This window comes from Microbacterium sp. K27 (genome assembly GCF_004794435.1).
GTDB lineage: Bacteria > Actinomycetota > Actinomycetes > Actinomycetales > Microbacteriaceae > Microbacterium > Microbacterium maritypicum_A.
The window spans coordinates 76,714-102,889 of sequence record NZ_SSDK01000047.1 but is presented as its reverse complement, the minus strand read 5'-3'; the positions used below and the strand labels follow the sequence as shown (position 1 = coordinate 102,889).

Below are 26,176 nucleotides of genomic sequence, written 5' to 3'. Positions count from 1 at the left end.
AATACCGGGTCGTGGAGGTGACCGTGCGCGCGTTCACGGCATGGGGAGAACGGCATCAGGTGGCGCTGTACCTGGCGTCGATCGCGGTCGGCGCCGTCGTCGGCCTCCTCTCCCCCTCGACGGCACCGGTGTGGGAGTCGGCGGTCACCCCGCTCCTCGGCGTTCTGCTGTTCGCGACGTTCCTGGGCGTGCCGTTCGCGCACATCGGACGGGCATTCGTCGACGGGCGCTTCCTCGGCACGCTTCTGCTCCTGAACTTCGTGGTGGTGCCGGCGCTGGCTTTCGGCGTGAGCAGAGTGGTGGCGGCCGATGAGGCGATCCTGCTGGGGGTGCTTCTCGTGCTGCTCACCCCGTGCGTCGACTACGTGATCGTGTTCACGGGCCTGGCGGGCGGCGACCGCTCCCGACTTCTGGCCGCGACACCGCTGCTCATGCTGCTGCAGATGCTGCTGCTCCCCGTCTACCTCTCCCTCTTCTTCGGCACCGATGCGATGAGCGTCGTCGACCCGCGCCCGTTCATCGACGCGTTCCTGCTGCTGATCGCACTGCCGCTCGCACTCGCCGCACTGACCCAAGTGCTGACCAGGAGGTTCGCCTCGGCCCGCGTGATCGAACGCGGTTCCGCCACGGCGATGGTGCCGCTGATGATGCTCACCCTCGCGGCCGTCGTCGCTTCGCAGGTGTTCGCCGTTGGCGGCGCGTGGGGGCGTCTGTTCCTCACGGTGCCGGTCTTCGCGATCTTCGCCGTGATCGCCGCGCCCCTCGGCGCAGTCCTCGCGCGGGTCGCCGGCGTGGACACGCCGGGCCGCCGCGCGGTCGTCTTCAGCGGTGTCACGCGCAACTCTCTCGTCGTGCTCCCGCTCGCTCTGGCCCTGCCCGACGCGTTCACGCTCACGCCACTCGTCGTCGTCACCCAGACGATGGTGGAGCTGATCGTCATGGTGGCGATGGTCGCGGTGATCCCACGCCTGATCAGGCAGCGTTGAGCGCCGCGACGATCATCGCCCCGGCGGACCGTCGAGCACTGTCGGGACGTACTCCAACAGCTGCGTACGCTGATCGGGCTTCCGATCATGAGTCGCCGGGCGCCGTCCCGACCCTGAACGCGCACCCAGCTTGGGCGCGTACCGTCAGCACCAGCGAGCACAACTGAAGATCCGAACGCGACGCTCTGAAGGGCCGTTCGCGAAAGAACAACACCTCCGCCGCCCGCTCTGGGCGACGCCGGAGACGAGGTCATCATGGACGTCATCCGTCCGACCGTCCACACCCGTCCGCGCGACAACGCGTCCCGAGGACCGAGCGCCTTCACCGAGTTGGCGCAGCAGGTACGCGAGCGCGGGCTCCTGCACCGGCGCTACGGCTACTACTGGACGAAGCTCATCGCCGCCCCGATCGCTGTGGGCGTGTGCCTGCTCGCGTTCCTCTGGATCGGCGACACCTGGTGGCAGCTGTTCACCGCCGCCGTCCTGGCGATCGTGTTCACCCAGATCGCGTTCCTCGGGCACGATGCGGCGCACCGGCAGATCTTCGTGTCCGGCCGGTGGAACGACTGGATCAGCATCATCCTCGGCGACCTGCTCGTCGGCATGAGCTACGGATGGTGGCAGCACAAGCACACCCGCCACCACGCCAACCCGAACAAGCTGGGCTCCGACCCCGACATCGAGCTCCCCGTCATCGCCGTCTCCGCCGAGGCTGCGACGAGGCACCAGGGACCGGTCATCACGTGGCTGCGCGGACATCAGGGCGTGCTGTTCTTCCCGATCCTGCTCCTCGAAGGACTCTCGCTGCACGCTTCGAGCGTGCGGCGGATGTTCGCGCGGGGCCGGCTCGAACGCCGGTGGGCCGAGATCACGTTCCTCAGCGTCCGCATGATCGGATACCTGGTACTGGTGTTCATCGTGCTGTCCCCCGGAATCGCCTTCGTCTTCCTGACGGTGCAACTGGGACTGTTCGGGTTCTACATGGGGATCGCCTTCGCCCCCAACCACAAGGGAATGCCGGTCGTACCTCGGGACATGACCCTGGACTTCCTGCGGCGGCAGGTGCTGATGAGTCGGAACGTGCGCGGCGGCCGCTTCCTCGACGTCGCCATGGGTGGACTGAACTACCAGGTCGAGCATCATCTGTTCCCCTCGATGCCCCGCCCGCATCTGCGTCGCGCCGCCCCGATCATCGCCGCGTACTGCCGGGAGCACGACGTGCAGTACACCCAGGTCGGCCTGTTCGCCTCATACGCGATCGTGGTTCGCTACATCAACCGGGTCGGTCTCGGCGAGCGCGACGTGTTCCGTTGCCCGCTCGCGGATCAGCGGCTCGCGATCGGGGTGCCGCTGCGGTCGTGAACCGCCGCCTCTAGCCGCGGACGGTCGCGATCATCCGGTCCAGATCGGCGTCGAGATCGGCGTCGACGACCTGTCGGGCCGGCGTGGCATCGTGATACTCGATGATCTCCTGCGCACCGATCCAGAACGGCACACGGGAGCAGAACTCGGGGACGATACGTCGGATCTTGGCGGTGTCGAACACCATCGGGTGAGCCCTGTCGCCGTGCAGGTCTGCGGCGAACGACGGCCGGATTGCGGCGATCGTGTCGGAGGACACGTGCACCAGCTCGGGACGGACCCCTGCCGCCTCGCCCAGCCAGGTGTAGATCTGATCCCACGTCGGCGCGTGGTCCCCCATGATGTGGAAGACGTCGCCGAGCACGTCACGGCGCCCGAAGAGGCCGACGAAACCCACCGCGAAATCGTTCGTGTGCGTGATCGTCCACGGTGAGGTACCGTCGCCGTGGACGACGACCGGCCGACCCTCGCGCATCCGCGCCACGTCGTTCCACCCGGCCAGCGTGGGCATGCTGGTGCGGTCGTAGGTGTGCGACGGGCGGACGATCGTCACGGGGAAGCCCTGGTCGCGATACGCGGCGGTGAGGGCGTCCTCGCAGGCGATCTTGTCGCGCGCATATCCGGAGAACGGATTGCGGAGCGGCGTCGATTCCGTGATCGGGAAGCGCAACGGTGGCTTCTGATACGCCGACGCGGAGCTGACGAACACGTACTGCCCGGTCCGGCCGGCGAAACGCGCGATGTCGGCCTGCACGTGGGCGGGGGTGAAGGCGGTGAACTGGGCCACGACGTCGAACTCGCGGTCCCCGAGCGCTGCCCGCACCGCGTCCGCGTCGCGGATGTCGCCCTGCAGGAGCTCGGACTCTTCCGGCAGCGCCCTCTCCTCGGAGCGACCGCGATTGAGAACGGTGACTCGATGTCCGAGCTCGACCGCCCGTCGCACCGAAGCCGCGCTGATCACACCGCTGCCGCCGATGAAGAGGATGTCCTGTGTGCCCATGTCCCGATCCTGTCACGCCGGCGTCGCCGGGTCGGCGTCGTTTCGACGAGGTCGGGACGTCGTGAGTGATCGGGATGGACGCGCATGGGTTCCGTGAGACTCCTTCATCGCCAGGATCACCCAGGCGTAGGACGGAGTCATGACCCTCACGGAGATCCTTCCCACCCTTCGACAGAGCATTCCCACTCCCCTCGACGGATGGAGGTGGCCGGTGCACACGCACCCGACGACCACCGATGTCGTGGTGGGAGGCATCTCGCTCCTGCGGCTGTTCGAGATCAGCGGATCACCCGCGGTCCTCACGGGCGACCTGCCGCTGCCGACCGCGGGAACCGACGTGACCGTGCTGCTGTTCCGGATCACGCTGCGCGTCGACACCCAGGAGGACAAGCGCATCGCGCTCACGGACTGCTCGTTCGACGGTGTGGATGCCGCGTGGGAGGAGTGCCGCCTCATCGGCCGGGCTTCTTCGGCGCGGATGACGAAGATCGAGCTGATCCCCGGCGAGGAGGGCGGCGTGGCCTGGCCGCACCCCATCGCGCCTCTTCCTGCCGACCTCCGGGAAGGCGATCTCGTCGTCGTCCCCTGCGTCGGTGCTGTCACGCTCCGAAACGTGCGTCCACGCGCCGCCGCCGCGCTCTCTGTGGAGGCGTCACGATGACCGTCCTGCACACGGTGCTGCACTCGACCGCATTCGTATGGAACGACCCGCGACGCGATGCACGGCAGCTGTGGCCGAAAGACACCGTGATCGGTGCGCACGACATCGTCGTCGCCGGGCGAGCGCTGTCCGATCTCGCGCGCGAACGACGCACCCCCTGCATACTGATCGCGCCCGTCGCGCCCTCTGCGGCGCACCCCGAAGCGGACTCGCACGTGACGTTGGTGGTGGCACGGATCACCGCCCGCGAAGAGCCTCCGGGGTGGCATCGCGAGGCGTCGGCGACCGTCGACTGCGATCTCCGCGCGATCGTCCCGCTGGTCACCCACGTCGAGCGACTGCGCACGCCCCGGGCTCGAGACCTGGTGCAGACCGTCCTCCGCACCGACGAAGACGACACACGGCTGCACGCCCGGCTGCCGAAGGCGCTCTCCCCCGGCGACCTGATCGTGTTCGCGTGCACCGGTGCCCTCGCACTGAGCCAGGTCGCACCGCGCACGCGCACCGCCGCCGTCGCGGTCGTCGACGCCGTCGCGGAAGATGTCGAAGAGACAGGAGGCGTGTGCCGCAAGTATCGGGGTGAGCCGTTCGCCGACTAGCGCGTCGGCGCACTGCTGCGCCCGTGCGCACGACCGCTCAACTCGGCGTCGAGCGTCTCCTGCGCGACGCGCATCTGGTCGGCATACTCGGTCTGCTGCAGCCGCTGCCACATCACTTCTTCATCGACGTCTTCCACGTGGCTCACGACCCACCAGATGTTGCCGAACGGATCCTTGATACGCCCACCGCGCTGGCCGAAGGCGTTGTCGCTGAGGGCGGTCACCACGGTCGCCCCTGCAGCCTCGGCTCTGGTGAAGGCCTCTGCGGCGTCGGGCACCCACACCCGAAGCAGGCTCGGCATCACGGGCCACTCCGGCCGACGATCGAAGGCGAGGACGACGGTGTCGCCGATGCGTATCTCACCGTGTCCGATCAGACCGTCTTCCGTGTCGACCCGCGCCAGTTCCTCCCCGTCGAAGACCTGGGAGATGAAGTCGAGCAGCGCGCCCGTGTCGTCGGTGACGACCCAGGGGGCGACGCTCGTGTAGCCGTTCGGGGCTGCGCTCGTGGCCGCGGTCATGGCTCTTCCCTCTTCCCGGTCTGCGGAGTGAGACACACAGTAGAAGGGGCCTCGGACAGTCGCCGAGAAGCCGGGGATTCACCGGGCGGAACCGGTCGCGATGACAGCGGCCTGCGCGTAGGCCGCCGTCCACACCCGGTCGAACCGATCACGACCGATCACTCCCTGACGGCAGGCGAGAGCGGCGTCGCCGAGCGCTTGGGCCAGGGTCTCCAGACGGAGCTGCTGGGCGCGCTCGGCCGCGGTGTCTTCGCTGAGCCCGGACCGACATGCCGATACCGTGACCACGCGCCGACGGATGCTGCGCGAGCGCCGCGACAGGATGATGCCGATCGGAAGCAGAGCAGCGACGAGCAGCATCGCAGCGAGCAACGGAGAAAAACCCGCGGCGCACAGCACCACCCACGCGACGACGCCACCGCCGAGCGACAGCGGAGTGAACCAGCGGTGCGCCTCGGCAATGCGCCGCTCCACGTCCGTGGAGTCGGGCGGATAGACCGCGAGCACGCACGCGACGGTGCCGTAGTGGCTCACGGTCCTCGACAGATGGCCCCAGCATGGAGGGCACGAAGCGCTCGGCAGTGTCTGCGCGGGGACGTGATGGGGAGGACGGGACACGGACATGCCTCCCACGTTGCTCCCGGACGCGTGCCTCTGAGCGCCTGACAGACGGAACCCATACGGCGGCCGGCGCTTTCCATGCGGAATGGCGACGCCTCCGCGGTCGGCATATCGTCCTCATATCGAGAACGGCATACGGCCACGCAACGGTGCGCGCCCTGGACTGGAGGTATGACAGAGACTTCTGCCCCAGCTGCCCTTCCCCGCTATCGCCGTACGGCGAAGCCGCCCCACGGCGACCGCCCCCTCCCGGAGCAGGCAGGGGACGGGCGGGCCGAGCACGAGTCACCCGAGACGACCGCGATGGCATCGCCTGGCCGCATAGCCTCGCTCGACGTGATCCGCGGCGTCGCCATCATCGGCACTCTCGCCAGCAACGTCTGGCTGTTCCAGGCGTTCTTCGGCGAGCGGGTGGTCGACATCTGGTGGCAGGACCTCGTCTCCACACTCTCAGAAGGGAAGTTCCTGGGCCTGTTGACCATCATGTTCGGCATCGGGCTCGAGATCCAGCGCCAGGCAGCCCTCCGGCGCGGAAGGCGATGGCCCGGCACCTACCTCGTCCGTGCCGGCCTGCTCTTCGTCGACGGAATGCTCAACTACATCTTCGTGGTGCAGTTCGATGTGCTCCGCGCCTACGCCGTCCTCGGATTCGTCGTGGCATTCGTCCTGCTGCTCCCGGAGAAGCGCCAGTGGGTGTTCATCGGCGTGGCGCTCGTGACGCACGTCACGCTCATCCTTCTCCCCCTCTTCACCGGCAGCGTCATGATGTTCCCGGGCCTCGTGATCCCCGGGGAGTCCCCGACGGTCGGCGGCAGGCCGACATATTGGGAAGAGGTGCAGATGAACACCCTGACCGTGTTCTCCGACCTGACGGTCGGCACCGACACCGGCTCGATCCTCACCCTCGGTCTCGTCGTCTTCACCCTCGGCGCCATGCTCTACCGCCACGGACTGTTCGACGCCCGCGGCGCGCGACTGCGCAGATGGGTCATGATCGTCGGCCTCGGTGCGGGCATTCCCGGCGAGGTCGTGTTCTTCCTCATGCAAGAGACGTTCGGACTCAACAGGTTCCTCTCCGCGCCGCTGGTCGCGTTCGGCATCCTCGCCCTCATGGCCTCCTTCTATCGAGGACACCGCATCGGCCTCGTCGGACGCGCGCTCTCCCTTGTGGGACAGATGGCCCTGAGCTGCTACGTGCTCCAGAACATCCTCGGTCGGGTGGCGCAGTCGATCATCGGCCACTCGCCGCTTGCGGAGACGCTCGACCCGCTGGTCGGAACCCTGGCGATGTTCTTCGTGATCGCCGCTCTGGTGATCCTGTTCGCGAACCTCTGGATGCGCCGCTTCCGCAAGGGACCGCTCGAGTACGTCTGGGACGTCAGCTTCCGATTCCTCACCCGGAGCCGCGTGTGTCCGATCCCACGAGAGATGTCACGAAATGCGACGCGCGAAGCGCGGAAATCCGCGGAAGGCTGATCGACACATCCGTCATCTTGTCTCAGGCGAGTTGTCAGTATTTCGCATGCACGTCACTCGCTCGCCTGACCTCACGCGCGACGGGAGCCAGGGTGCGAGTCGTCAAACTCAACCTGTTGGCTGGAAAGCGACAGAATGGTCATCGTGACAGAGACCCGAAGAGTTGCGGTGCTGCTCGGCGCGGGCGCGTCGTTCGACGCCGGCATACCGCTCACTGCCGACCTCACGGAGCAGGTGTTGACATCCGTCAATCAGCCGTCAGACGTCCGCGAACCTTGGGTCAAGGCGATCAACTTCGTTCACGCGGCGATGTTCAACTACGCGGCCCGAGACGGCAGCAACCCAATCGGGGCGGTCAACATCGAGCGCTTGATCTCTGCGCTGCGCCTTCTTCGCGGGCGCGAGGGGCACGAGGCCGCACCATTCGTGAGTTCGTGGCGCGACCCGATTCTGCCGGAGGGTCGAGTCTATGCGGACAAGTGGAACTCTGATCGATTTGTCCGGAACCTGTCGCAGGCGCTGGGCATAGACGGGGGCGACCGCGGCGGGCGTGGCGCTGCGAGCAGGAAGGACGCGATCGAGAACATCGGATACTTCATCGCGGAGTTCGCCGACGGAGCCAAGAGGCCGGTGCATCGCGGCGACTACCGCACCGCGGATCTGCGGGTACTGCGTTTGCTCGGTACCCTTCTCCGCGTGCGGAAGCCCGTCGACTACCTCTACCCGCTTGTCGATCTCGCCCTGGCACAGCCGGAAGGGCTCGACGTCGTGACGCTCAATTATGATCTCGCGGTTGAGCAGGCCGCGAGCGAGCGTTCGGTGCCAATTGAACGAGGCGTGGGCGATTGGCCCCGCGAGCGGATCAGGTTCGATGTCGCCGCGCAGAAACTTCGTCTACACAAGATTCATGGTTCTCTGGACTGGGAGCTGGAGGCACACAGCCAGTCTTCGACGCGACTCACGGTTTCGGACGGAGCGGTGGAGCAGCCCTGGATCGTGGTCGGTGACCGGGAGAAGCTTGCGACCGACGGTCCGACCCTCGAACTGCTGCACGCTGCAGAGGAAGCGATAGAGCGCGCAGACCACCTCGTGATCGTGGGCTACCGGTTCGCGGACGCGCACGTCAACCACGTCATCCGCAACTGGATGCTCCGATCGGAGAGCCGCACCGTGGGGGTCATCGAGCCGACCTGGTCCTATCCCGAGCCCAGGTCGTTCTTTGGCCAGCTGGTCAGCGAGTACGGCGGATCGTGGCGGCACGATCTCAGCGAGCGCCCCCAGCGAGTTTTCGGGTATCAAGGCGGCGCGAGAACCCAGCTCCCCCACGCGCTTTCAACCGACCCGCTCTCCGCGGACACCATAGTCATCGCGGACCTCAGTGCGACAGCCGCGGACAACGGGGCGATCTTCGTCGAAATCGAGCATGGCGGTCGGCATCTATCCCACGTGGGATTCCGATCCAATGCCGGACAGGTGACGCCCGAGTTCGAAGGCAGCGACCTATCCCGTGTGACGACCTACGACGGCGTCCCGTCGAGAGTGAACTCATGGCCCGCTGGCGAGAAGATCACGCTCCGAATCTGGCCGACCCAACGGTACGAAACGCTCACGCTCGAGATCGCGGGCCGCACGCTGACCTCCGAGCTTCAGACACAGGTGGGCCTCCCGCTAGTGAGGCCCGCGCCTGATACGGCTTGATCCGCGCACAGTGATATTGCATGCAGAAGGCTCAGAACAGATCTTCAAACACGTCACGGTAGAAGCAGCCTCGGTTCCCGGGGCTGCCCGGGTCCCCGGGACTCCCAGGATTCCCTGGGCTTCCAGGATCGCGCGAGGTCGACATCATCTCAGGCTGCCCGATCTCACGGAGTTGACAGGAAATGATCCGGACTTCACCACCGCTGATACCGCTTCAAGATTGCCCGATGGGTGATGAGCGCCTCATCGAGCGTGAGCTGGCCGTCGAAGAATGCATCCCACGCCCCCACGTGACCGCGCTCGGCCTGCCTGCGCAACGCCAACTCGGCCTGGGGCTCCTCACCCCGCCATGCCCACTCGCCAACATACTCGCCACTCATCGCGTGATGACCAGGCGTGTACTCCTGGATCAGCCCGATCCGATACTCGAACCCGCGATACGCCATCAGGAACTCTTCCTCGTCCGGAATGAGATCCGTGAAGAAGCGACGGATCTCGGTCGCGAACAGGTGGCTGGTTGGATAGACCCAACCGCTCGTGCCCGCCCAGCGCGGCAGGTTCTTGGCCCAATCGTCCGAGAACAGCCGTTGATAGTGAAGGAGCTGCGCGGCGTTCGACTGCTGCTCGAACCCGGCATGGGTATGGCCTTCTACCTCGGTCGCGATCGCGAGCAGCAGTCCTTCCCGGTTTCGCCGGGTCGCGGTGATCGAGATAACCGCGACGGCCACCAACGCCGGGATCAGCCGCACCGAGCGCAGCATCTGGTTGAACTGCGGCGGAAACGACGCTCCGGCATCAACGAGTCGCTGCACCGCGTCGACCCACAGCCGGTCGTGCACCCCGTCGGAGTCATGCCACACTCCTTCGATCAGCAACAACGCGAGCTGATCCATGGAACGGACATGAGCATCGATCGCGTCGTCCACCACCTGCCAGGTAACCTCCGCACCGTCCACGGAAGAGATCGGCTGAGCGGCGATCGAGCTAACCACGCCATCGACGATACCCATCACGAGGTCGTGGAGATCTATCCGTCGAACCGGGTCGGGCAGATACCGTTTCAGCCGGGCAACCGCCATCGCCGTGGTCAACGGCGGCGTCGACAACCTATCCAACGCTTCCAAGCTCTCGACGAGCTCACCGAACAGGTCATCAGCGCTCGATGAGGGAAGCACTATCCCGCCACGCCCCGCCAGCAGCCGCTTTGCCGTGTCGCCGCGACTGCTGCGCTGGTCCCAATACAGCGGATATCGTCGCGACGTCGACTGTTCCAACGCGCCAACCAACGCGACATCCCAGTCCGCCGACCAGCCGGACACGATCAGCCCGTACTCGTCGAACACCTGGTCCAACAGACCCGTCCATTCCGCGGGATAGTCCGAAAGCTCGGAGGGCGTGTTTCGGGTCCCCAGATCTCGATAGTCACCGTGCAGCTTGATGACCGTCGCGCCTGAATGTGCCAGCGGTGCCATCCCATTGACCGCCTCCGGGCGCGAGACTACCTGGGGAGACACACCCACCGCGTCCAGGGCCTGTTCCATCAGTCGATCGAAGTTGGTCGTAACGATGACCTTCACCGACCCGCGGCGCACAAGCTCCGCAATCGCACGATGCGCCTTGCTCGGCTGCCGCACCGGCGTCTCGTCATCCGAGCCGGGCTCGAAGAATCCTGCGAGCAACCCTTGCCGAGCCGCCGCGGACGGAGCCAGTTGCTCCAGCAACGATGAGTAACCCAGCTCTCCCTCACCGTTCTGGCTCCACCACAACTCCGGGTCAGCCCGCGCAGCGGAAACGGCATCCGCATCATCAGGAGCCGATGCGGCTGCGACACGAGCCACGAGCTCCGTCACGACGCCCCAGCCGGTCAGCAGCCCGGCGCCGGTCGAGACGCCGGAACCCAACATCACCGCATACACACCTGGTTGCGAATGCACTGACGTCGCCAAGGACACTAGCGGGGACAAACCTCTAATCGCAGCCATGCGGCCAGTCTGGCAGTCCCCTCCGACACCTGCGCACCGCGCTGCGGCCCGTCAGAACACCCCGGCAGGAGCGAATCAGCCACTCTTCGTGAGCGCTACAGCGTTACTCCCGAGCATTCGTGCGCAGTTGGCGTGTCACTGACCACCGATCCTCGAGCCACTCATACAGCGCGGCCCCGTGATCTGGGCTCCGCCGGAGTTCAGAAATCGTGCAGGTTCATGGCACGAACCTAGTCAGGAGTCCGGAAGCCGAGATCACCCTTTGGTGATCACCACCCCTGACAGATTCTCGAAGTCGAACTGAATCGGCTGGAACCAACCGTGAAAGAAGGTGGAGGACACGACGGTGGAACGAAGAATCCGACGCGTCACTTGCCCCGGTGGTTCAAGCTCACCGCCCCAGAGAGCGGAGTACACCAAACCCGCCGACGGTCTATCGCAGGACTTGAGAATCTCATCCAGTCGCGGATCGCTCGGATCTTGTTGGGAGAAGAGCTGAGGATGTTCCGCTCAACGTCTGTCAGTTGCCAACGGGTGAAGCGGTACCCGCTGAGAAATCGCAGGTTCGCGATCTCCTGAGGGCTCGCGTCAGCGAACAACCGATAGGCGATACCAGCTGTTTCGCACACTGCCCTCGTCCTCGCGAAGGATTCCGCCGCCCGTTCATCGATGCGAGTTCGAGGGCGAACGTCGACCACCATCAACGCACCGCTATCGAATCGAACACAGATATCCGGAATGTGGAGGCGTCCGTCATCCCAAGTCAGGACAAACGGCTGGGTGCAGATCTCTCGACGTCCTGGATGACGATCGACCGCGGCCAACGCCGACTGCTCGTACAGCGACTCGAACCAATGGTGGCGTCGGGTCGCGGCAGCCCAGTAGTAGCCCGAGTAGTTCTTCTTGCCTTTCCAGGACGGCGAGCTGCGCACCTGATGCAGACTTCCCACCACGAAATCGCCCATGTCCAGGGCGTCGACCGTCACGCGCCGCCCTCCGACATCAGCCTCGACCATGCATCGAGACGACCCTGCTTCGCGAGCGGGTAACACCGTGGACATGAGCATGTGAAGTGGGCTCCTCCGCGATCGGTTGTCATACCTGTTGCGTCATGGTGCTTTCCTGTTGCCTCATGGTGCTTTCGCTTCGCCAGCTAGACCCACCGACCGCTCGGCAGACGCGACACACCGCTCATGCACAAAGAAGGTTGTCTCTACTGCCAACTACGAACAGTCACTGCCAACTGTGATGTCCGTACTGCCAACTGTCGACGGAATCGACAGGGTGAAGGCGCCGACCGTCGCCTGAGATCGAGAAATTTCGTGACCAAACCGTTGCATTCGTTATATCGCCGTTATACAGTGATCACACGGTGAATGTTTGCTGTGGCACTCACCGCATGTGATTGCAGGACACTCTTGGTGCAAGGGACAAGGGCCGGTCGGGAGCCTCTCCGACCGGCCCTTTACTGTTCGCACTATTCTGTGAGGATGACCGATCGCAAGCTCGCCCTGGAGGCCTGGGAGAGCCTGTTCCGCGCGCAGCACGAGCTGTTCACCGAGATGATGAGCGACTTCGAGCACAGCGATATCGCGCAGGCAGAGTACGACGTGCTGCTCACCGTCACCCGCTCCCCCGACATGACAGCGCGACTGCGCGACATCACCTCGAACATGCTGATCAGCCAGCCCAGCGTCTCGCGCCTGGTCGACCGCATGGTCACGCGAGGACTCGTGGCGAAGTGCGCCGACCCCGACGACGGTCGCGGTGCGCTGATCCGGGCGACGGACGAGGGGGCCCGGGCCTTCCGCTCGCTCGCCACCGTGCACGGGCGCTCGATCGCCGACCGCATGTCCCGTCTCGACGACGACGAGCTGCGCGCCCTGCGCGACCTCGCGGAGAAGCTCCGCGCCCGCTGACGCCCTCGGCCTCGGCCTCGGCACCTCCCCTGCCCGCACACCCTGACCAGCCCCTGCCCGCACCCCCGCAGGAGGAGATCTCCTCGTCGGGCGGACGTATGGCCGAAGACCTTCCTCCCGACGTGGAGTTTCCCGCCCACCACGATGCCCCCCGGAACGGCCTCTCTGCATTTCTGGCAGGGTGGGGGGCGAAGGCGCGCACCACGGCGCGCTCGGGACCGCCCCTTCGGGGGACCAGGGAGGTCATTCATGGAGATCGCCGGAATCGTCGGCATCCTCGTCATCGTCGGAATCGCGGTCGTCGTCGCCGTCGTTCTGCTGCTCATCCTGCTGCTGTTCGCACGCAGCTGGATCAAGGTCGCGCGAGCCGACGAAGCACTCGTCATCTCGGGCCGCAAGCAGAAGATCCAGCGCGCGGTCATCGCCGCCGACGGCACGACCAGCTCCGAGCTGGCGGAGTCGCCCGTCACGGTCATCGTGAACGGCAAGTCGCTCGTCAACCCGATCACGCAGCGCCACGAGATCATCTCGCTGCGCTCGCGGCAGGTGTCCCTCAACGCCGAGGCCCAGTCACTCGACAGCGTCACACTGAACGTCGACGGCGTCGCGATCGTGAAGATCGGCTCCGACCCCCTGTACGTGCGCCGCGCGGCCGAGCGATTCGCCTCTCAGGACAAGGCCATCGAGCAGTTCACGACCGAGCAGCTCGAAGGTGCCCTCCGCGGCATCGTCGCCACGCTCTCCGTCGTCGAGCTGATGCGCGAGCGGAAGAAGTTCTCCGACCAGATCGCCGCCGACGTCTCGCAGGAGCTCGCCGAGCAGGGCCTGATCCTCGACTCGTTCCAGATCAAGGGCATCACCGACAAGGTCGGCTACATCCAGTCCCTCGGCGCTCCCGAGATCCAGGCGAAGCGTCAGGCCGCCGAAATCTCGCAGACCAACGCCGACCGTGCGATCAACCAGAAGAACATCGCCAACAAGGAAGCCAACCTGATCGAGCAGACCGCGCTCGACACCAACACGGCCAACTCCGACTCCGGGATCGGCCGCGCCCGTGCCGAAGCCGAGCAGGCCGAGGCGCTGGCTCGTGCTCAGGCTGAGCAGGCCGTTCTGCAGCAGCAGGCCGAGAACAAGCAGGCCCAGCTCGACGCCGACGTCAAGCGCGTCGCCGATGCGCAGCGGTATGAGGCCGAGACCCGCGCACAGGCCGAGCTCTACACGCGCGAGCGCGCCGCCGAGGCTGCGGCGATCGAGCAGGTCAAGCAGGCCGAGGCCCGCACCCGCATCGCCGAGCAGCAGGCGCAGGCCGACAAGGCTCGTGCCGACGGTGAGGCCGCGGCCGCGATCGCCAAGGCCAGCGGTGAGGCGAACGCGCTGCGTGCTCAGGCAGAAGCCGAGGCCGAAGCCCGCCGTCTGCGCGCCAGCGCTGAGGCCGACGCCATCCGCGCCGAGGGTGATGCCCGTGCCGCCGCTCTCGAGGCGGAGGCGAAGGCCATCGCCTCGAACCAGGACGCGTTCCTCTCGCAGCGCGTGCTCGAGGTGCTGCCGTCGATCATGGCCGAGTTCTCCAAGGGTTACGCGGCGATCGGCAACGTGTCGATCATCGGCAGCTCCGGCGAAGACGGCGCGTCGAACGTCGTCGGCGCCGACAGCGCGAAGGCCCTGCGCTCGGTGTTCGACAGCGTCCACTCGGCAACAGGGCTCGACCTCGCCGGGATCATCCAGGGTCAGGCCGTCGGCCGCGGCTTCGGTGCAGGAGTCGCCGAGGCTACGCCGCCCGCACCCGCACCCGCGCCCCGAGTGTCGACGCCGACCACTCCACCACCGCCCGCTTCCGCAACCCCCGCAGCTCCCGCAGCAGAGTAGGCGGAGCAGCAGAGCACTTCGGCGGATGCCGCGACCGACCCGGTCGCGGCATCCGCTGTTTCCGGAGCGGGCACCGCCGTCCCCGGTTCACGACTCAGGACACCTGCCCCCGTGGACGCGCCGTACTGTCCGCTCCGCCGAATCCCTCGCAGATCTCCTGAGTTCCGAACGGCTCCGGACGTCGCCCGACCCGGCAGACTGGACGGATGACCCCCGCCGCATTCGACCTCGCCGCCATCGGCGCGGGGCTCTCGTTCGCGGCCGCCCTCGACGAGGTCTCGGCCGCGCTCGACACGAGCGGGTCGGTCGTCGTGACCGCGCCCCCGGGCACCGGCAAGACCACACTCGTACCGCCGCTCGTGGCCTCACGGCGCAGCGGTCGGGTGATCGTCACCCAGCCTCGCCGTGTCGCCGCCCGCGCCGCCGCCCGCCGACTCGCCCACCTCGACGGCTCGCCCCTCGGCGCACGCGTCGGCTTCACCGTCCGCGGCGAGCGCGCGGCCGGTCCGGAGACACGGGTCGAGTTCGTCACCGCCGGCGTGCTGCTTCGACGCATGCTCGACGACCCAGGGCTCGACGGCGTGGATGCCGTGATCATCGACGAGGTGCACGAGCGCGCGCTCGAGACCGATCTGCTGATCGGTCTGCTCTCCGAGGTGCGGGAGCTGCGCGATGACCTCATGGTCATCGCGATGTCCGCCACCCTCGACGCGACACGCCTCGCCTCCGTCATCGCCACGGATGCGACACCGGCGCCGATCGTCGACCACGACGTCCCGGCCTTCCCTCTCGCCGAACGCTGGGCACCGAGCCCCGTGCCCCGGCTCGACGAGCGCGGTGTCACGTGGGGATTCCTCGACCACGTCGCGGCGGTCACGGTATCGGCGGCACGGGATCTGGTCCGCGAGAAGCCCGATGCCGACGTACTGGTCTTCGCCCCTGGTGCCCGCGAGGTGGCGGAGATCGCCCGCCGCGTCCGCGATGCCGGCGACAGGTTCGACGTGCGGGAACTTCACGGCCGCATTCCCCCGGCCGAACAGGACGCCGTGATCCGGGGCCGTACACCGCAAGACCGTCCGCGCATCATCATCACGACGTCGCTCGCCGAATCCTCGCTCACCGTGCCGGGCGTCCGTCTGGTCGTGGACACGTGCCTGTCGCGGTATCCGCAGCGCGACGCCGCCCGCGGCATGACGGGCCTGGTCACCAGCGCTGCGCCTCGCTCGTCGTGCGTGCAGAGGGCCGGACGCGCCACGCGCCAGGGCCCCGGCGCGGTGATCCGCTGCGTCGACGAGCGTTCGTACGCGGCGGCACCCGCCCGTCCGGTGCCGGAGTTGGCCGTGGTCGACCTCGCCGATGCCGCGCTCCTGCTCGCGTGCTGGGGTACCCCGGGTGGAACCGGCCTGCGGATGATCGACCCGTTGCCCGCCGCCCACCAGGCCGACGCCATCGCTGTTCTGCACGGCATCGGCGCGATCGACGACGAGGGCCGCGCCACCGCCGAGGGACGTGCACTGGCGCGCATCCCGACCGATCCCCGGCTGGCCCGTGCTCTGCGCGACGGCAGCCCGACGGTCGGCAGCCGTCTGGCGGCCGAGGTCGTCGCGCTCGTGGGTGGCGATCTGCGAAGCCCCGAGGCCGACATCGCGCGGGCCCTCATCGCCCTCAGAAGCGGGCAGACCCCGGACGCCCGCCGATGGCGAGACGACGCGAACCGCCTCGAACGAATGATCGGCCCGGCGCCGGGCGTGCGCGCGGACCTCGACGGGGTCGGCCTCGTGATCGCGCTGGCTTTTCCCGAGCGCATCGCCCACCGCGTCGAGCGCACCGCCACCGGAGCGACGTACCTGCTCGCCTCCGGGACACGCGCAGGGGTGACGGGCCCGCTCGCGGCCGTCGAATGGCTCGCCGTCGCCGACGTGACCCGTGCCTCCGGCCGTGCGGCGGCCGGGTCCGGTGCGATCATCCGCTCCGCTGCGGCGCTCACCGAGCTGCAGATGGAGCAGGCCGCCAGCCACCTGATGACCGACCGCGTCGAGGCAGACTTCGTCGGAGGTCGTGTCCAGGCCCGACGCGAACGCCGGATCGGTGCGATCCTGCGCACATCGGTGCCGGTGCGGGCATCGGCCCAGGAGGGGCGGGATGCCGTGCGTCGTGTGCTCCGGCGCGACGGACTCACGCTGTTCAGCTGGCCCGACGCCGCCGACGGACTGCGCCGCCGTCTGGCGATGCTACGACGCGAGCTCGGCGATCCGTGGCCCGATGTCTCGGACGCCGGACTGATAGAGACCCTCGACACCTGGCTGGCGTCCGAGCTCGACGCCCTGGCATCCGGCACCCCCGTGGATCGCCTGGACCTGCTGTCGGCTCTTCGTCGGCTGCTGCCGTGGCCCGAAGCGGTGCGACTCGACGACCTCGTGCCTGAGCGCCTCGAGGTGCCCAGCGGATCCCGCGTCCGCATCACCTACCCCGAACCCGACGGCGACCCGACGTCACGTCCTGTCGTCGCCGTGAAGCTCCAGGAGTGCTTCGGCTGGGCGGAGACCCCCCGCCTCGTCGACGGACGGGTACCGGTGCTGTTCCACCTGCTGTCCCCCGCAGGGCGTCCGCTCGCGGTCACCGACGACCTCGCCTCGTTCTGGTCCGGCCCCTACACACAGGTCCGCGCCGAGATGCGGGGGCGCTACCCGAGGCATCCCTGGCCCGAGGATCCGTGGGCCGCCACACCGACCAAGCACACCAAGAACCGCGCCGCGCGCTGAACACCGACCGGGACGGGAGTCAGCGGGTGCGCCGCCGCAGTGTCAGCGAGGCGAGCACGAGAGCGCCGACCGCGAAGGCCACGACGATCAGCAGCGGACCGAAGACATCCCACCCCTCGTCGCCCGCGGCGACCGCGTTGATCGTGTCGATCGCGTAGCTCAGCGGAAGCCAGTCGGAGATCGCGTGCAGCACATCGGGCATCTGATCTCGCGGCATGAAGAGCCCGCCGAGGATGATCTGCGGGAAGACCAGCAGCGGCATGAACTGCACCGCCTGGAACTCGGTCTGCGCGAACGCGCTCGCGAACAGACCGAGCGCGGTACCGAGCAGCGCGTCGACCACCGCGACCAGGCCGAGCTGCCAGAGCGGACCTTCGACGTCGAGCCCGCACACCCCGACGGCGAACGACACCGTGATCACCGCCTGCAGCAGAGCCATCAGACCGAACGCGAGCGCGTACCCGAGGATGAAGTCGGCCTTCTCGAGCGGTGTCGTCATCAGGCGTTCGAGGGTGCCCGAACGGCGCTCGCGCAGGGTCGTTATCGAGGTGATGAGGAACATCACGATGAACGGGAACAGCGCCAGGATCGCGCCGCCGAACTGATCGAAGACGCCGTCCTGATCGCTGAACAGCCAGGCGAAGAGGCCCACGAGCAGACTCGGCGCGATGAGCATCAGCGCGATCGACCGCGGGTCGTGCCGCAATTGGGTGAGAACGCGTCCGGCGGTGGCGAACGTCCGGCGGCCGTTCATTCTCCGGCCTCCTCCTGCTGGTCGCGCGCTCCTCGGCGCGATCGCCTCGTGTCGCCGACACCAGCCGCGCGGTCGCGCTCGATCAGCACGAGGAACGCGGCCTCGGCGTCGGTCGTGCCGGTGTCGGCGAGGAGCGAGGTCGGAGTCGTGTCAGCGATGATCCGCCCCTCGCGCATCAGCAGCAGCCGGTCGCAGCGCACGGCCTCGTCCATCACGTGACTCGACACGATGAGCGTCACCCCTCGATCCGCGAGGGCGCGGAAGAGGGTCCAGAGCTCGGCGCGCAGCACGGGGTCGAGTCCCACCGTCGGCTCGTCCAACACGACGAGCTCGGGCGCACCGATGAGGGCCACCGCGAGCGACACCCGCGTCGCCTGCCCTCCGCTCAGAGAGTCCACGAGTTGCCCCGCCTGCGGGCCGAGACCCACCTCGTCGATGACCCGATCGACGTCGCCCTTGGGCGCCTTGAGCAGCGAAGCGAAGTACGAGAGGTTCTGGCGCACGCTGAGGTCGCCGTACACCGATGCTCCTTGCGTGCCGTACGCGACGCGGTGTCTCAGCTGTCGCGACCCTCCCGGCTCACCCAGTACCTTCACGTCACCCGAAGCGATCTTCTGCACCCCGACGATCGAGCGCATGAGCGTGGTCTTGCCGCATCCGGACGGGCCCAGCAGGCCCGTGATCTGGCCGCGGGGGATCGCGAGGTCGATCCCGTCGAACACGTGCACCGCCCCGCGACGCACACGCAGCTGCGCGATCTCGACGGCGGAGTTATTCATCATGTGATGAATTATGCGCCCGCCCGTCGTCCGCGTCAACGGGGTCCGCAGACACCCGATGCCGACGTTCGGCGTCAGTCGAAGAGGTAGCGCTGCAAGGTCGGGCCGAGACGGGAGACGAGTTCATCGATCGGTGCCGCCGCAAGCGCCGGCAGCCGGAGCACATAGCGTGCGATCAGCAGCCCGGCGATCTGCGAGGCGACGAGCGAGGCGCGCAGATCGGCGTCGTCGACGTCGAGGCGCCGAGCCACCCGGGACAGAAGTTCGCGCGACAGGAAGCCCGCCAGCAGCGGGGTCGTGAGCCGACTGCCGATCGCAGTGCGCAGCAGCATGACTCCCCGACGTCGCACCTCGGGCTGCTCGAACGCCTCGAGGACGTACCGGATCAGCCGGTCGCCGATCTCGTCACGCGGACCCGCGAGGATCCCCGGCACATCGACATCCGGTCGCAGCGGAATGCCCACGGCTTCTGCGAAGAGATCGGCCTTGGTGCCGAAGTAGTGATGCACGAGGGCAGAATCCACACCGGCCCTGGCGGCGATGGAGCGGATCGTCGCGCCGTCGTATCCCTTTTCACCGAAGTCGTCGACCGCAGCCGCGATGATGCGCGCTCGCGAGTCGGAGACGCCCCGGGGGCGGCCACGCCGCCGCGCGGGCTTCTGCTCGGTCATGTCCGTCAGCCTATGACGCGCGACGAGGGCACGGCGCGCAAGTCAGTCGAGCAGATGGCGGAGGTAGCGGGTCGGATGCTCGAGGAACGAGCGCCAGTGGTTCACGATCTCGAGGTCGTCCCACTCCGCCGGCCGCACACCCCACTCCCCCACTTCGAGGATCTTCGCGCCGGGAAGAGCAGCGAGCACCGGCGAATGCGTCGCGCACAGCACCTGGCCGCCCTCATCGGCGATGCGACGGAGCACGGCGATGAGCGCGAGCGTCGAGTTGAAGGACAGCGCCGCCTCCGGCTCGTCGAGGCAGTAGAAGCCCGGCTCGTCGAATCGGCTCTCCAGCAGGGCGAGGAACGATTCGCCGTGACTCATCTCGTGGAACGGGACGTCGCCGCGGGCCGAGGGGTTCTCCTCCAGGTAGGTGTAGAACGAGTGCATCGTCTCGGCGCGGAGGAAGAAACCCCACCGATTCGCCCCCACGCCCCGCTGCAGCCGCAGCCAGTCCGACAACGGCGACTCGGTCGCGCGCGTGGTGTGCCTGGCCTGGCGGGAACCGCCCTCGGGAGAGAGCCCATAGGCGATCGCGATCCCCTCGACCAGTGTCGACTTGCCGCTGCCGTTCTCGCCGACCAGGAACGTGACGCCGGGGTCGAGGTCGATCCCCTCCCTCAGCACCTGGGCGACGGCGGGGATGCTCGTCGGCCATCCTGCGCCGGGTGCGGGGGCGTCGTCGTTCGGGCGCACCGCCACGACGGGCTGCTGACGTCGACGGCGGGAGGCCGGCTCCCAGAACTCATCCATCGTGATCCTCCGCGTGTCGTCTCGTGGAGGCTACCGGCATCCGGGGACACCCGCGCGACCGAGGACCGTCAGCACTCGATGACGTTGACCGCGAGGCCGCCCTCGCTGGTCTCCTTGTACTTCGTCGACATGTCGGCCCCGGTCTGGCGCATGGTCTCGACGACCGCATCCAGGGAGACGTAATGGCTGCCGTCGCCGCGCAGGGCGAGGCGGGCGGCGGTCACGGCCGTCGACGCGGCGATCGCGTTGCGCTCGATGCACGGAATCTGCACGAGTCCGCCGATGGGGTCGCACGTGAGACCGAGGTGGTGCTCCATCGCGATCTCGGCGGCGTTCTCGATCTGGCGGTTCGTGCCGCCCATCACCGCCGTCAAGCCGCCGGCTGCCATGGCGCAGGCGGAGCCGACCTCGGCCTGGCATCCGCCCTCCGCCCCGGAGATCGACGCGTTGGCCTTGAACAACGACCCGAGGGCCGTCGCGGTCAGCAGGAAGCGGCGGATGCCACGGCGACGGTTCGCCTCGGCGGTCTGCTCCTCATCGAGGTCGCTCCCGTCGCTCACCGCGCGCACGTCCGACTCGAACCCGAGGAGTGCGCTGCCGACCAGCTCGCCGTAGGGCGTGACCGCGTTGCCCGCCCCGAGTCCGGAGTCGGCGAGGAACCGCCACCAGTACATCGCGACGGCCGGGAGGATTCCGGCGGCACCGTTCGTCGGCGCCGTGACCACGCGGCCACCCGCGGCGTTCTCCTCGTTGACCGCGAGCGCGAAGGCGCCGAGCCACTCACCCGGAAGCTCACGATGGCCGTCGGCCTCGACCTCTTCGAGCTGGCCGCGGATCACTCCGGCCCGCCGCTTGACCTTGAGGATGCCGGGAAGCGTGCCGTCGGCGTGGAGACCCGCATCCACGCACCCCGACATCGCGTCCCAGATCGCGTCGAGGCCGGCCGCGACCTCTTCCTCGCTGCGCAGCGAGGTCTCGTTGAGTCGGGCCACCTCGGCGATCGAGAGCCCGTTCTCGTCACAGAGCGCGAGCAGCGACGCGGCATCCGCGTACGAGTACGGGAATCCCGAGGTCGTGAGCTTCGCCTCCTCGCCATCGCGCCGGATGAACCCGCCGCCCACCGAGTAGTAGGTCTCCTCGGCGACGACCTGCTCCGCGGAGTCCCAGGCGGTGATGGTCATGGCGTTCGGGTGACCGGGAAGCCGGGTGCGCGGCGCGAAGACGATGTCGTCCTTCGCGAAGGGCACGTCGTGCGCGCCGTCGATGCGGATCACGGCTTGTGCCGGCAGGTCGGTCCAGGCCGAGCGCACCTCGGCGGGGTCGCAGGTCTCCGGCGCGAGTCCGCGGAGGCCGGCGACGACGGCATCCGGCGTCCCGTGCCCGATTCCCGTCGCGCCGAGGGAGCCGTACAGTGTGCTTCCGATGCGGGTGACCTGCGGCAGGACGCCCGTCGCAGTGAGTCGTCGTGCGAAGTCGAGAGCCGCTCGCATCGGTCCGACCGTATGGGAGCTCGAAGGCCCCACTCCGATGGAGAAGAGGTCGAAGGCCGAGACGTACGCAGTCACCCCTCCAGGCTACGCCGGATCGGCGACTTCGGTTCACCGAGGTTAACTCGCCGTCCCGTCAACCCCCTACAGCCCCATCCGCCGCCGAGGCATCCTGAGCGGACGACATTATCGAAAGGGGTCCCCGTGACCGACAGCACTCCCGAGCCCGAGCCCACCGACGAGCTCTCCGCCGAGGCGCAGACTCCGACTCCCACCCCGACCTCCGACACGAGCGACGGCGAGGTCACGACACCGGCACAAGCCGACTCCCCCGAAGACGCCGACCCGAACGAGGTGCCCCGCACCGAAGACCTCGAAGAGCCGAGCACCGAGAAGGCCCCGGGCGAGGAACCCAAGGCCCCGAAGCGCGACGAGCCCGAGCCCGATCACGAGGCGGTCGGCATCGGCGTGGTCGACACGGAAGAGCCGCAGGCCGGCTGAGACCCGCAACCGCGCTACCAGGTCAGCGGGTCGAGCCGCAGGTAGAAGTCCTGACGGGCAGAGTCGAGATCGATGCCGTACCGCGCAGCGAAGTCGTCGTCCGCCCGACGGGCGGTGCTCTCGTCGGGCCACGTCTCGCGGGCGTTCGCCAGGAGCAGGGCGATGTCGGCGTAGGGGTCGGCACGCCCGAGCCGGCCGACATCGATGAGTCCGGCGACGTGCGAGCCGTCGGGCGCGATCAGGATGTTCGGCAGGCAGAAGTCGCCGTGGCAGACCACCGCTTCTGCCTGCTCCTGGACGATCCGTCGCGGGAGCTCGCTCTCGAGGCCGGCGAGGATCCGCGACGGCGGCACATCCTGCAGCGCGACGGGCAGGAACTCGGTCTGCACCCGGTCCTCGGCGACCGTCGCTCTGGCTGCCGTCATCATCCCGTCCACTCCCTGGCCGTAGGGGCAGTCGGACACCGGGACGGCGTGGAGACGCCGCAGGATGTCGGCGATCGCCGGCCACGCCGCACGCAGACCGGCCGCATCGAGCCGGTCGGCGGGGACTCCCTCCACCGCAGAGGTCACGAGGGCACCGCCGTGCGCGGTGAGACGCCACTCGATCACCGACGGACCGGGGATGCCGACGCTCGCGAGCCATGCGATCCGGTCGCGCTCGGCCGCCAGTTCGTCCACCTGCGACGAGGGGACCACCTTGACGTATCGCCCACCGGCCTCATCGCGAAGCACGGCCGCGCCCGACTCGCCGCTCTCCACGGGCAGCCAGTCCGCACCATCGGGGAGCAGTTCTGCGGGAATGTGCATCTGCTCATCCTCCCGCACCGGATCCGCTCCGGTCGCACCTGATGCTGCCCGATCGTCGGCGGGACGACAGCAGGTACGACCGGAAGCAGCCGCAGTGTGCTCTTACTCGACGAGCTTGCCCGCGGTGTCGACCTCGCGCATGAGCTCCGCGATCTCCGGCGAGATCTCTGGGATCGCCTCACGGGTCACGCCGTCCTTCGGCGACCACACCAGGTTCACCTGCAACGTGGGATCGGTGTCGGGGAAGTCGCTGCGGTTGTGGCATCCGCGGGTCTCCCGCCGCTCCAGCGCGGCCTCGAGGGTGGCCCGGGCGGCGAGTGCCGATGCCTTGAGGTCGAACGCATGCGCGAGGTCCTGGAACCCGGCGATGTCGGGGTGGATGCCGATGTCCTCCATGCGCCCCTCGATCATGTCGAGGTCGGCGAGACCGGCGCGCAGCCCCTCCTCCGAGCGCACCACACCGGCGTACTCGGTCATGAGGTTGCGGATCGCGCGCTGCAGGGCACGGACGTTCTCGCGCCCCTCGGCCGCCAGCAGATCGTCGATCTCGGCCCGCGCTTCCGCCACCACGGTCGCCGACCGGCGCTGCGCGTCGAGCCCCGCCGCATGCTCCATTGCCGCCTGACCGACGATGCGTCCGTAGACGAGGAGTTCGATGAGCGAGTTGCCGCCGAGACGATTCGCGCCGTGCAGACCGCTCGACGCCTCGCCGATCGCATAGAGGCCGTCGACGTCGGTCTGGTGGTCTTCCGGACGCACCCAGACGCCGCCCATCGAGTAGTGCGCGGTCGGCGCGATCTCGATCGGATCGGTCGTGATGTCGAGCATCTGCAGCTCCATCATCGTCTGATAGACGCGCGGCAGACGGGTCATGATCGTCTCGCGCGGCAGGTGCGAGACGTCGAGCCAGACGCCGCCGTTCTCGGTGCCGCGCCCTTCCTGGATCTCGGTGTACGCGGCGAGCGCGACGCGGTCACGGGTCGAGAGCTCCATCCGCTCGGGGTCGTACTTCGCCATGAATCGCTCGCCGAGGGCGTTGCGGAGGATTCCGCCTTCACCGCGTGCGGCCTCGGAGATCAGGGTTCCCGCTGCGCTCTCCGGCTCGATGATGCCCGACGGATGGAACTGCACGAGTTCGGGGTCGCGGAGCCGCGCGCCGGCGTCCACCGCGAGACGGAAGGAGTCGCCGGTGTTCTCGTCGCGGCGGGACGAGGTGCGGCGCCAGATGCGGTTGTGTCCGCCCGCGGCGAGGATCACGGCGTCCGCGTGGATGAGGTAGCGGGTGCCGTCGGCCTGGTCGAAGCCGTAGGCGCCGAACACGACGTTGTCGCGCACGAGCAGGCGCGTGATGTAGACGTGGTCGAGGATCGGGACCTCGAGCTGCTCGGCCTTGCGCACGAGGGTGCGCTGGATCTCGAGACCCGTGTAGTCGCCGGCGAACGCGGTGCGGCGGAAGGTGTGGGCGCCGAAGAAGCGCTGCGAGATGCGGCCGTCGTCTTCGCGGGCGAAGTCCATGCCCCAGCGCTCGAGGTCGCGGATGCCACGCTCGGCACCCTGCGTCACGATCTCGACGGTGTGCGGGTTTGCGAGAAGGTAGCTCTCCTTGATGGTGTCGGCTGCGTGCTGCTGCCAGCTGTCGTCGGCATCCATCGTGCCGAGTGCCGCGTTGATGCCGCCGGCGGCGAGCGACGTGTGCGCATCCTGCCGCGGTCGTTTCCCCACGGCGAGCACGTCCACGCCGTGTTCGGCGATCTCGATCGCCGCCCGCAGACCCGACCCCCCAGTGCCGATGACGAGGACCGTGGTGGATATCTGTCGTTCGCGCGTAGCCATGCGATCCACGCTAGTTAGGGGATCCTAATAACTCCAATGCATAGTTCGAGTTGAAACGATGCGGGTAGGCTATGGTCATGAACCTCGAGCAACTCCGCGGGTTCGTCGAGGTCGCGCGTCTCGGACACTTCACCCGCGCCTCCGAGCACCTGCATCTGGCGCAACCGTCGTTGAGCCGGCAGATCTCCACGCTCGAACGCGAACTGGGCGCGGAACTGTTCCACCGCGCACGCGGCCACATCGCTCTCACGGCCGCCGGCGAGACCCTCCTCCCCCGCGCGCAGCGCATGCTCGCCGAGGCCGACGCCATCCGTGACGAGATGGGCGAGCTGGCCGGACTCCGCCGTGGACGCGTGCGCCTGGGCGCCCCTCCGACACTCTGCATCAGCCTGGTCGCCGAGGCCATCCGCGCTTTCCATTCCGCGCATCCCGGCATCGATCTGCACCTGACGGAGAGCGGCTCTCGCCGGCTCGTCGAGGAGCTCGCGGTCGGCGCCGTCGACATCGCCCTCATCACCGAGTCCGAAGGACCTCCTCCCTCGGGATTCAGCCTGACGCGGACCCCGCTCCTCACCGAGGAGCTGGTCGTCGTCTCAGCCGCGAGCGAGCCACCGGTGTCGAGTTCGGCGTCGATGACGCTTCACCACCTCGCCACCCTCCCCCTGATCGCCCTCGACGAGACCTACGAGCTTCGAGCCACCACCGATGCGGCTTTCCGCGCCGAGGGACTCCGACCCACCCATGTGCTCGAGGGCGCCGAGATGGATGCGGTGCTGCGTTTCGTCGAGCGCGGCGTCGGCGTCGCGGTGGTGCCGGCCATGGTTCTGCTCGATCGCCCCGCTCTTCGTTCGGTGCGACTGACGCACCCCATGATGACCCGCACGGTGAGCCTCGCCCACCGTGCAGACGTCACGCCGGCCGTCGCCGTCGCCGCGATCCGCCAGGTGATCGTCGCCACCGCCGCAGACGTCGCCGACCGCGACCCGGCGATCACCAGCCTGCTCTGATCGCGCTCCGCGAGACCGCACATCCACGGTCCCGCCCATCCATCACCCGGATGCGCGGAATGCCGAGGGCATCGCGAACCACCGCTG

23 protein-coding genes are annotated in these 26,176 nt (G+C 68.0%); 11 read left to right on the top strand and 12 right to left on the bottom strand.

What is annotated here, in order from left to right:
• Positions 1–11 precede the first annotated feature (11 nt).
• Entirely contained in the window at positions 12–986 is a 975-nt protein-coding gene (locus DW307_RS17260) for an arsenic resistance protein (RefSeq protein WP_240750736.1), read from the top strand.
• A 255-nt stretch (positions 987–1,241) separates the two neighbouring features.
• Positions 1,242–2,348 carry a fatty acid desaturase family protein gene (locus DW307_RS17255; RefSeq protein ID WP_136025314.1) on the top strand — a complete coding sequence of 369 codons (1,107 nt, stop codon included), beginning with the start codon at positions 1,242–1,244 and terminating at the stop codon, positions 2,346–2,348.
• 10 nt (positions 2,349–2,358) lie between these two features.
• Here the strand turns inward: DW307_RS17255 and DW307_RS17250 are convergent, their stop codons facing one another.
• Positions 2,359–3,348 (bottom strand): NAD-dependent epimerase/dehydratase family protein, encoded by a 990-nt coding sequence (locus DW307_RS17250; protein ID WP_029259711.1) that lies wholly within the window; start codon positions 3,346–3,348, stop codon positions 2,359–2,361.
• 139 nt (positions 3,349–3,487) lie between these two features.
• Here DW307_RS17250 and DW307_RS17245 point away from each other — a divergent pair, with 139 nt between their 5' ends.
• Both DW307_RS17245 and DW307_RS17240 read left to right on the top strand, forming a co-directional pair.
• A complete protein-coding gene (locus DW307_RS17245; protein ID WP_136025313.1) occupies positions 3,488–4,009 on the top strand; it encodes a hypothetical protein in 522 nt (173 codons plus the stop codon).
• Positions 4,006–4,608 (top strand): hypothetical protein, encoded by a 603-nt coding sequence (locus DW307_RS17240; protein ID WP_136025312.1) that lies wholly within the window; start codon positions 4,006–4,008, stop codon positions 4,606–4,608. Before DW307_RS17245 ends, DW307_RS17240 begins: the two co-directional genes overlap by 4 nt.
• On the opposite strand, the gene DW307_RS17235 is transcribed toward DW307_RS17240, so the two are convergent.
• Entirely contained in the window at positions 4,605–5,129 is a 525-nt protein-coding gene (locus DW307_RS17235) for a VOC family protein (RefSeq protein ID WP_136025311.1), read from the bottom strand. The two genes, DW307_RS17240 and DW307_RS17235, sit on opposite strands and share 4 nt — an antisense overlap.
• A 78-nt stretch (positions 5,130–5,207) precedes the next feature.
• Complete coding sequence (locus tag DW307_RS17230; RefSeq protein ID WP_315070093.1) at positions 5,208–5,753, bottom strand: DUF6611 family protein; 546 nt, start codon at positions 5,751–5,753, stop codon at positions 5,208–5,210.
• 168 nt (positions 5,754–5,921) lie between these two features.
• Between DW307_RS17230 and DW307_RS17225 the strand changes: the two genes are divergently transcribed.
• Complete coding sequence (locus DW307_RS17225; protein ID WP_168441060.1) at positions 5,922–7,226, top strand: DUF418 domain-containing protein; 1,305 nt, start codon at positions 5,922–5,924, stop codon at positions 7,224–7,226.
• A 144-nt stretch (positions 7,227–7,370) separates the two neighbouring features.
• Complete coding sequence (locus tag DW307_RS17220) at positions 7,371–8,924, top strand: SIR2 family protein (RefSeq protein WP_168441059.1); 1,554 nt, start codon at positions 7,371–7,373, stop codon at positions 8,922–8,924.
• A 194-nt stretch (positions 8,925–9,118) separates the two neighbouring features.
• Here the strand turns inward: DW307_RS17220 and DW307_RS17215 are convergent, their stop codons facing one another.
• Together DW307_RS17215 and DW307_RS17210 are read right to left on the bottom strand one after the other, a co-directional pair.
• Positions 9,119–10,840, bottom strand: a complete 1,722-nt coding sequence (locus tag DW307_RS17215) for an SIR2 family protein (protein WP_168441058.1) — start codon at positions 10,838–10,840, stop codon at positions 9,119–9,121.
• 434 nt (positions 10,841–11,274) lie between these two features.
• Positions 11,275–11,922 carry a TnsA-like heteromeric transposase endonuclease subunit gene (locus tag DW307_RS17210; RefSeq protein WP_168441057.1) on the bottom strand — a complete coding sequence of 216 codons (648 nt, stop codon included), beginning with the start codon at positions 11,920–11,922 and terminating at the stop codon, positions 11,275–11,277.
• A gap of 474 nt (positions 11,923–12,396) precedes the next feature.
• Between DW307_RS17210 and DW307_RS17205 the strand changes: the two genes are divergently transcribed.
• From DW307_RS17205 to hrpB, 3 genes are all read left to right on the top strand, one after another.
• Positions 12,397–12,825, top strand: coding sequence for a MarR family winged helix-turn-helix transcriptional regulator (locus DW307_RS17205; RefSeq protein WP_021198144.1), 429 nt, complete (start codon positions 12,397–12,399; stop codon positions 12,823–12,825).
• A gap of 249 nt (positions 12,826–13,074) precedes the next feature.
• A complete protein-coding gene (locus DW307_RS17200) occupies positions 13,075–14,691 on the top strand; it encodes an SPFH domain-containing protein (protein ID WP_136025306.1) in 1,617 nt (538 codons plus the stop codon).
• A gap of 206 nt (positions 14,692–14,897) precedes the next feature.
• The gene (hrpB, locus tag DW307_RS17195) at positions 14,898–17,453 is read left to right on the top strand and encodes an ATP-dependent helicase HrpB (protein ID WP_136025305.1); all 2,556 of its coding nucleotides are present in this window, start codon (positions 14,898–14,900) and stop codon (positions 17,451–17,453) included.
• Positions 17,454–17,472: 19 nt separating this feature from the next.
• Here the strand turns inward: hrpB and DW307_RS17190 are convergent, their stop codons facing one another.
• The 5 genes from DW307_RS17190 to DW307_RS17170 form a co-directional block, all read right to left on the bottom strand.
• On the bottom strand, positions 17,473–18,207 hold the full coding sequence (locus DW307_RS17190; RefSeq protein ID WP_136025304.1) for an ABC transporter permease: 735 nt from the start codon (positions 18,205–18,207) through the stop codon (positions 17,473–17,475).
• Entirely contained in the window at positions 18,204–18,989 is a 786-nt protein-coding gene (locus DW307_RS17185) for an ABC transporter ATP-binding protein (protein WP_136025303.1), read from the bottom strand. The genes DW307_RS17190 and DW307_RS17185 overlap by 4 nt, the downstream gene beginning before the upstream one ends.
• A gap of 71 nt (positions 18,990–19,060) precedes the next feature.
• Positions 19,061–19,657: a TetR/AcrR family transcriptional regulator gene (locus tag DW307_RS17180; protein ID WP_136025302.1), complete on the bottom strand. Its 597-nt coding sequence runs from the start codon at positions 19,655–19,657 to the stop codon at positions 19,061–19,063.
• A gap of 42 nt (positions 19,658–19,699) precedes the next feature.
• A complete protein-coding gene (locus DW307_RS17175; protein ID WP_021198150.1) occupies positions 19,700–20,452 on the bottom strand; it encodes an AAA family ATPase in 753 nt (250 codons plus the stop codon).
• 68 nt (positions 20,453–20,520) lie between these two features.
• Positions 20,521–22,017, bottom strand: coding sequence for an L-serine ammonia-lyase, iron-sulfur-dependent, subunit alpha (locus DW307_RS17170; RefSeq protein WP_021198151.1), 1,497 nt, complete (start codon positions 22,015–22,017; stop codon positions 20,521–20,523).
• A 126-nt stretch (positions 22,018–22,143) separates the two neighbouring features.
• Here DW307_RS17170 and DW307_RS17165 point away from each other — a divergent pair, with 126 nt between their 5' ends.
• Positions 22,144–22,440 (top strand): hypothetical protein, encoded by a 297-nt coding sequence (locus tag DW307_RS17165; RefSeq protein ID WP_136025301.1) that lies wholly within the window; start codon positions 22,144–22,146, stop codon positions 22,438–22,440.
• A 14-nt stretch (positions 22,441–22,454) separates the two neighbouring features.
• On the opposite strand, the gene DW307_RS17160 is transcribed toward DW307_RS17165, so the two are convergent.
• Both DW307_RS17160 and DW307_RS17155 read right to left on the bottom strand, forming a co-directional pair.
• A complete protein-coding gene (locus DW307_RS17160; RefSeq protein ID WP_136025300.1) occupies positions 22,455–23,249 on the bottom strand; it encodes an APH(3'') family aminoglycoside O-phosphotransferase in 795 nt (264 codons plus the stop codon).
• A 102-nt stretch (positions 23,250–23,351) separates the two neighbouring features.
• Positions 23,352–25,082, bottom strand: a complete 1,731-nt coding sequence (locus DW307_RS17155) for an L-aspartate oxidase (protein WP_136025299.1) — start codon at positions 25,080–25,082, stop codon at positions 23,352–23,354.
• 71 nt (positions 25,083–25,153) lie between these two features.
• On the opposite strand from DW307_RS17155, the gene DW307_RS17150 reads away from it, so the two are divergent.
• Entirely contained in the window at positions 25,154–26,089 is a 936-nt protein-coding gene (locus DW307_RS17150; protein ID WP_021198155.1) for a LysR family transcriptional regulator, read from the top strand.
• The last annotated feature ends 87 nt before the right edge of the window (positions 26,090–26,176 follow it).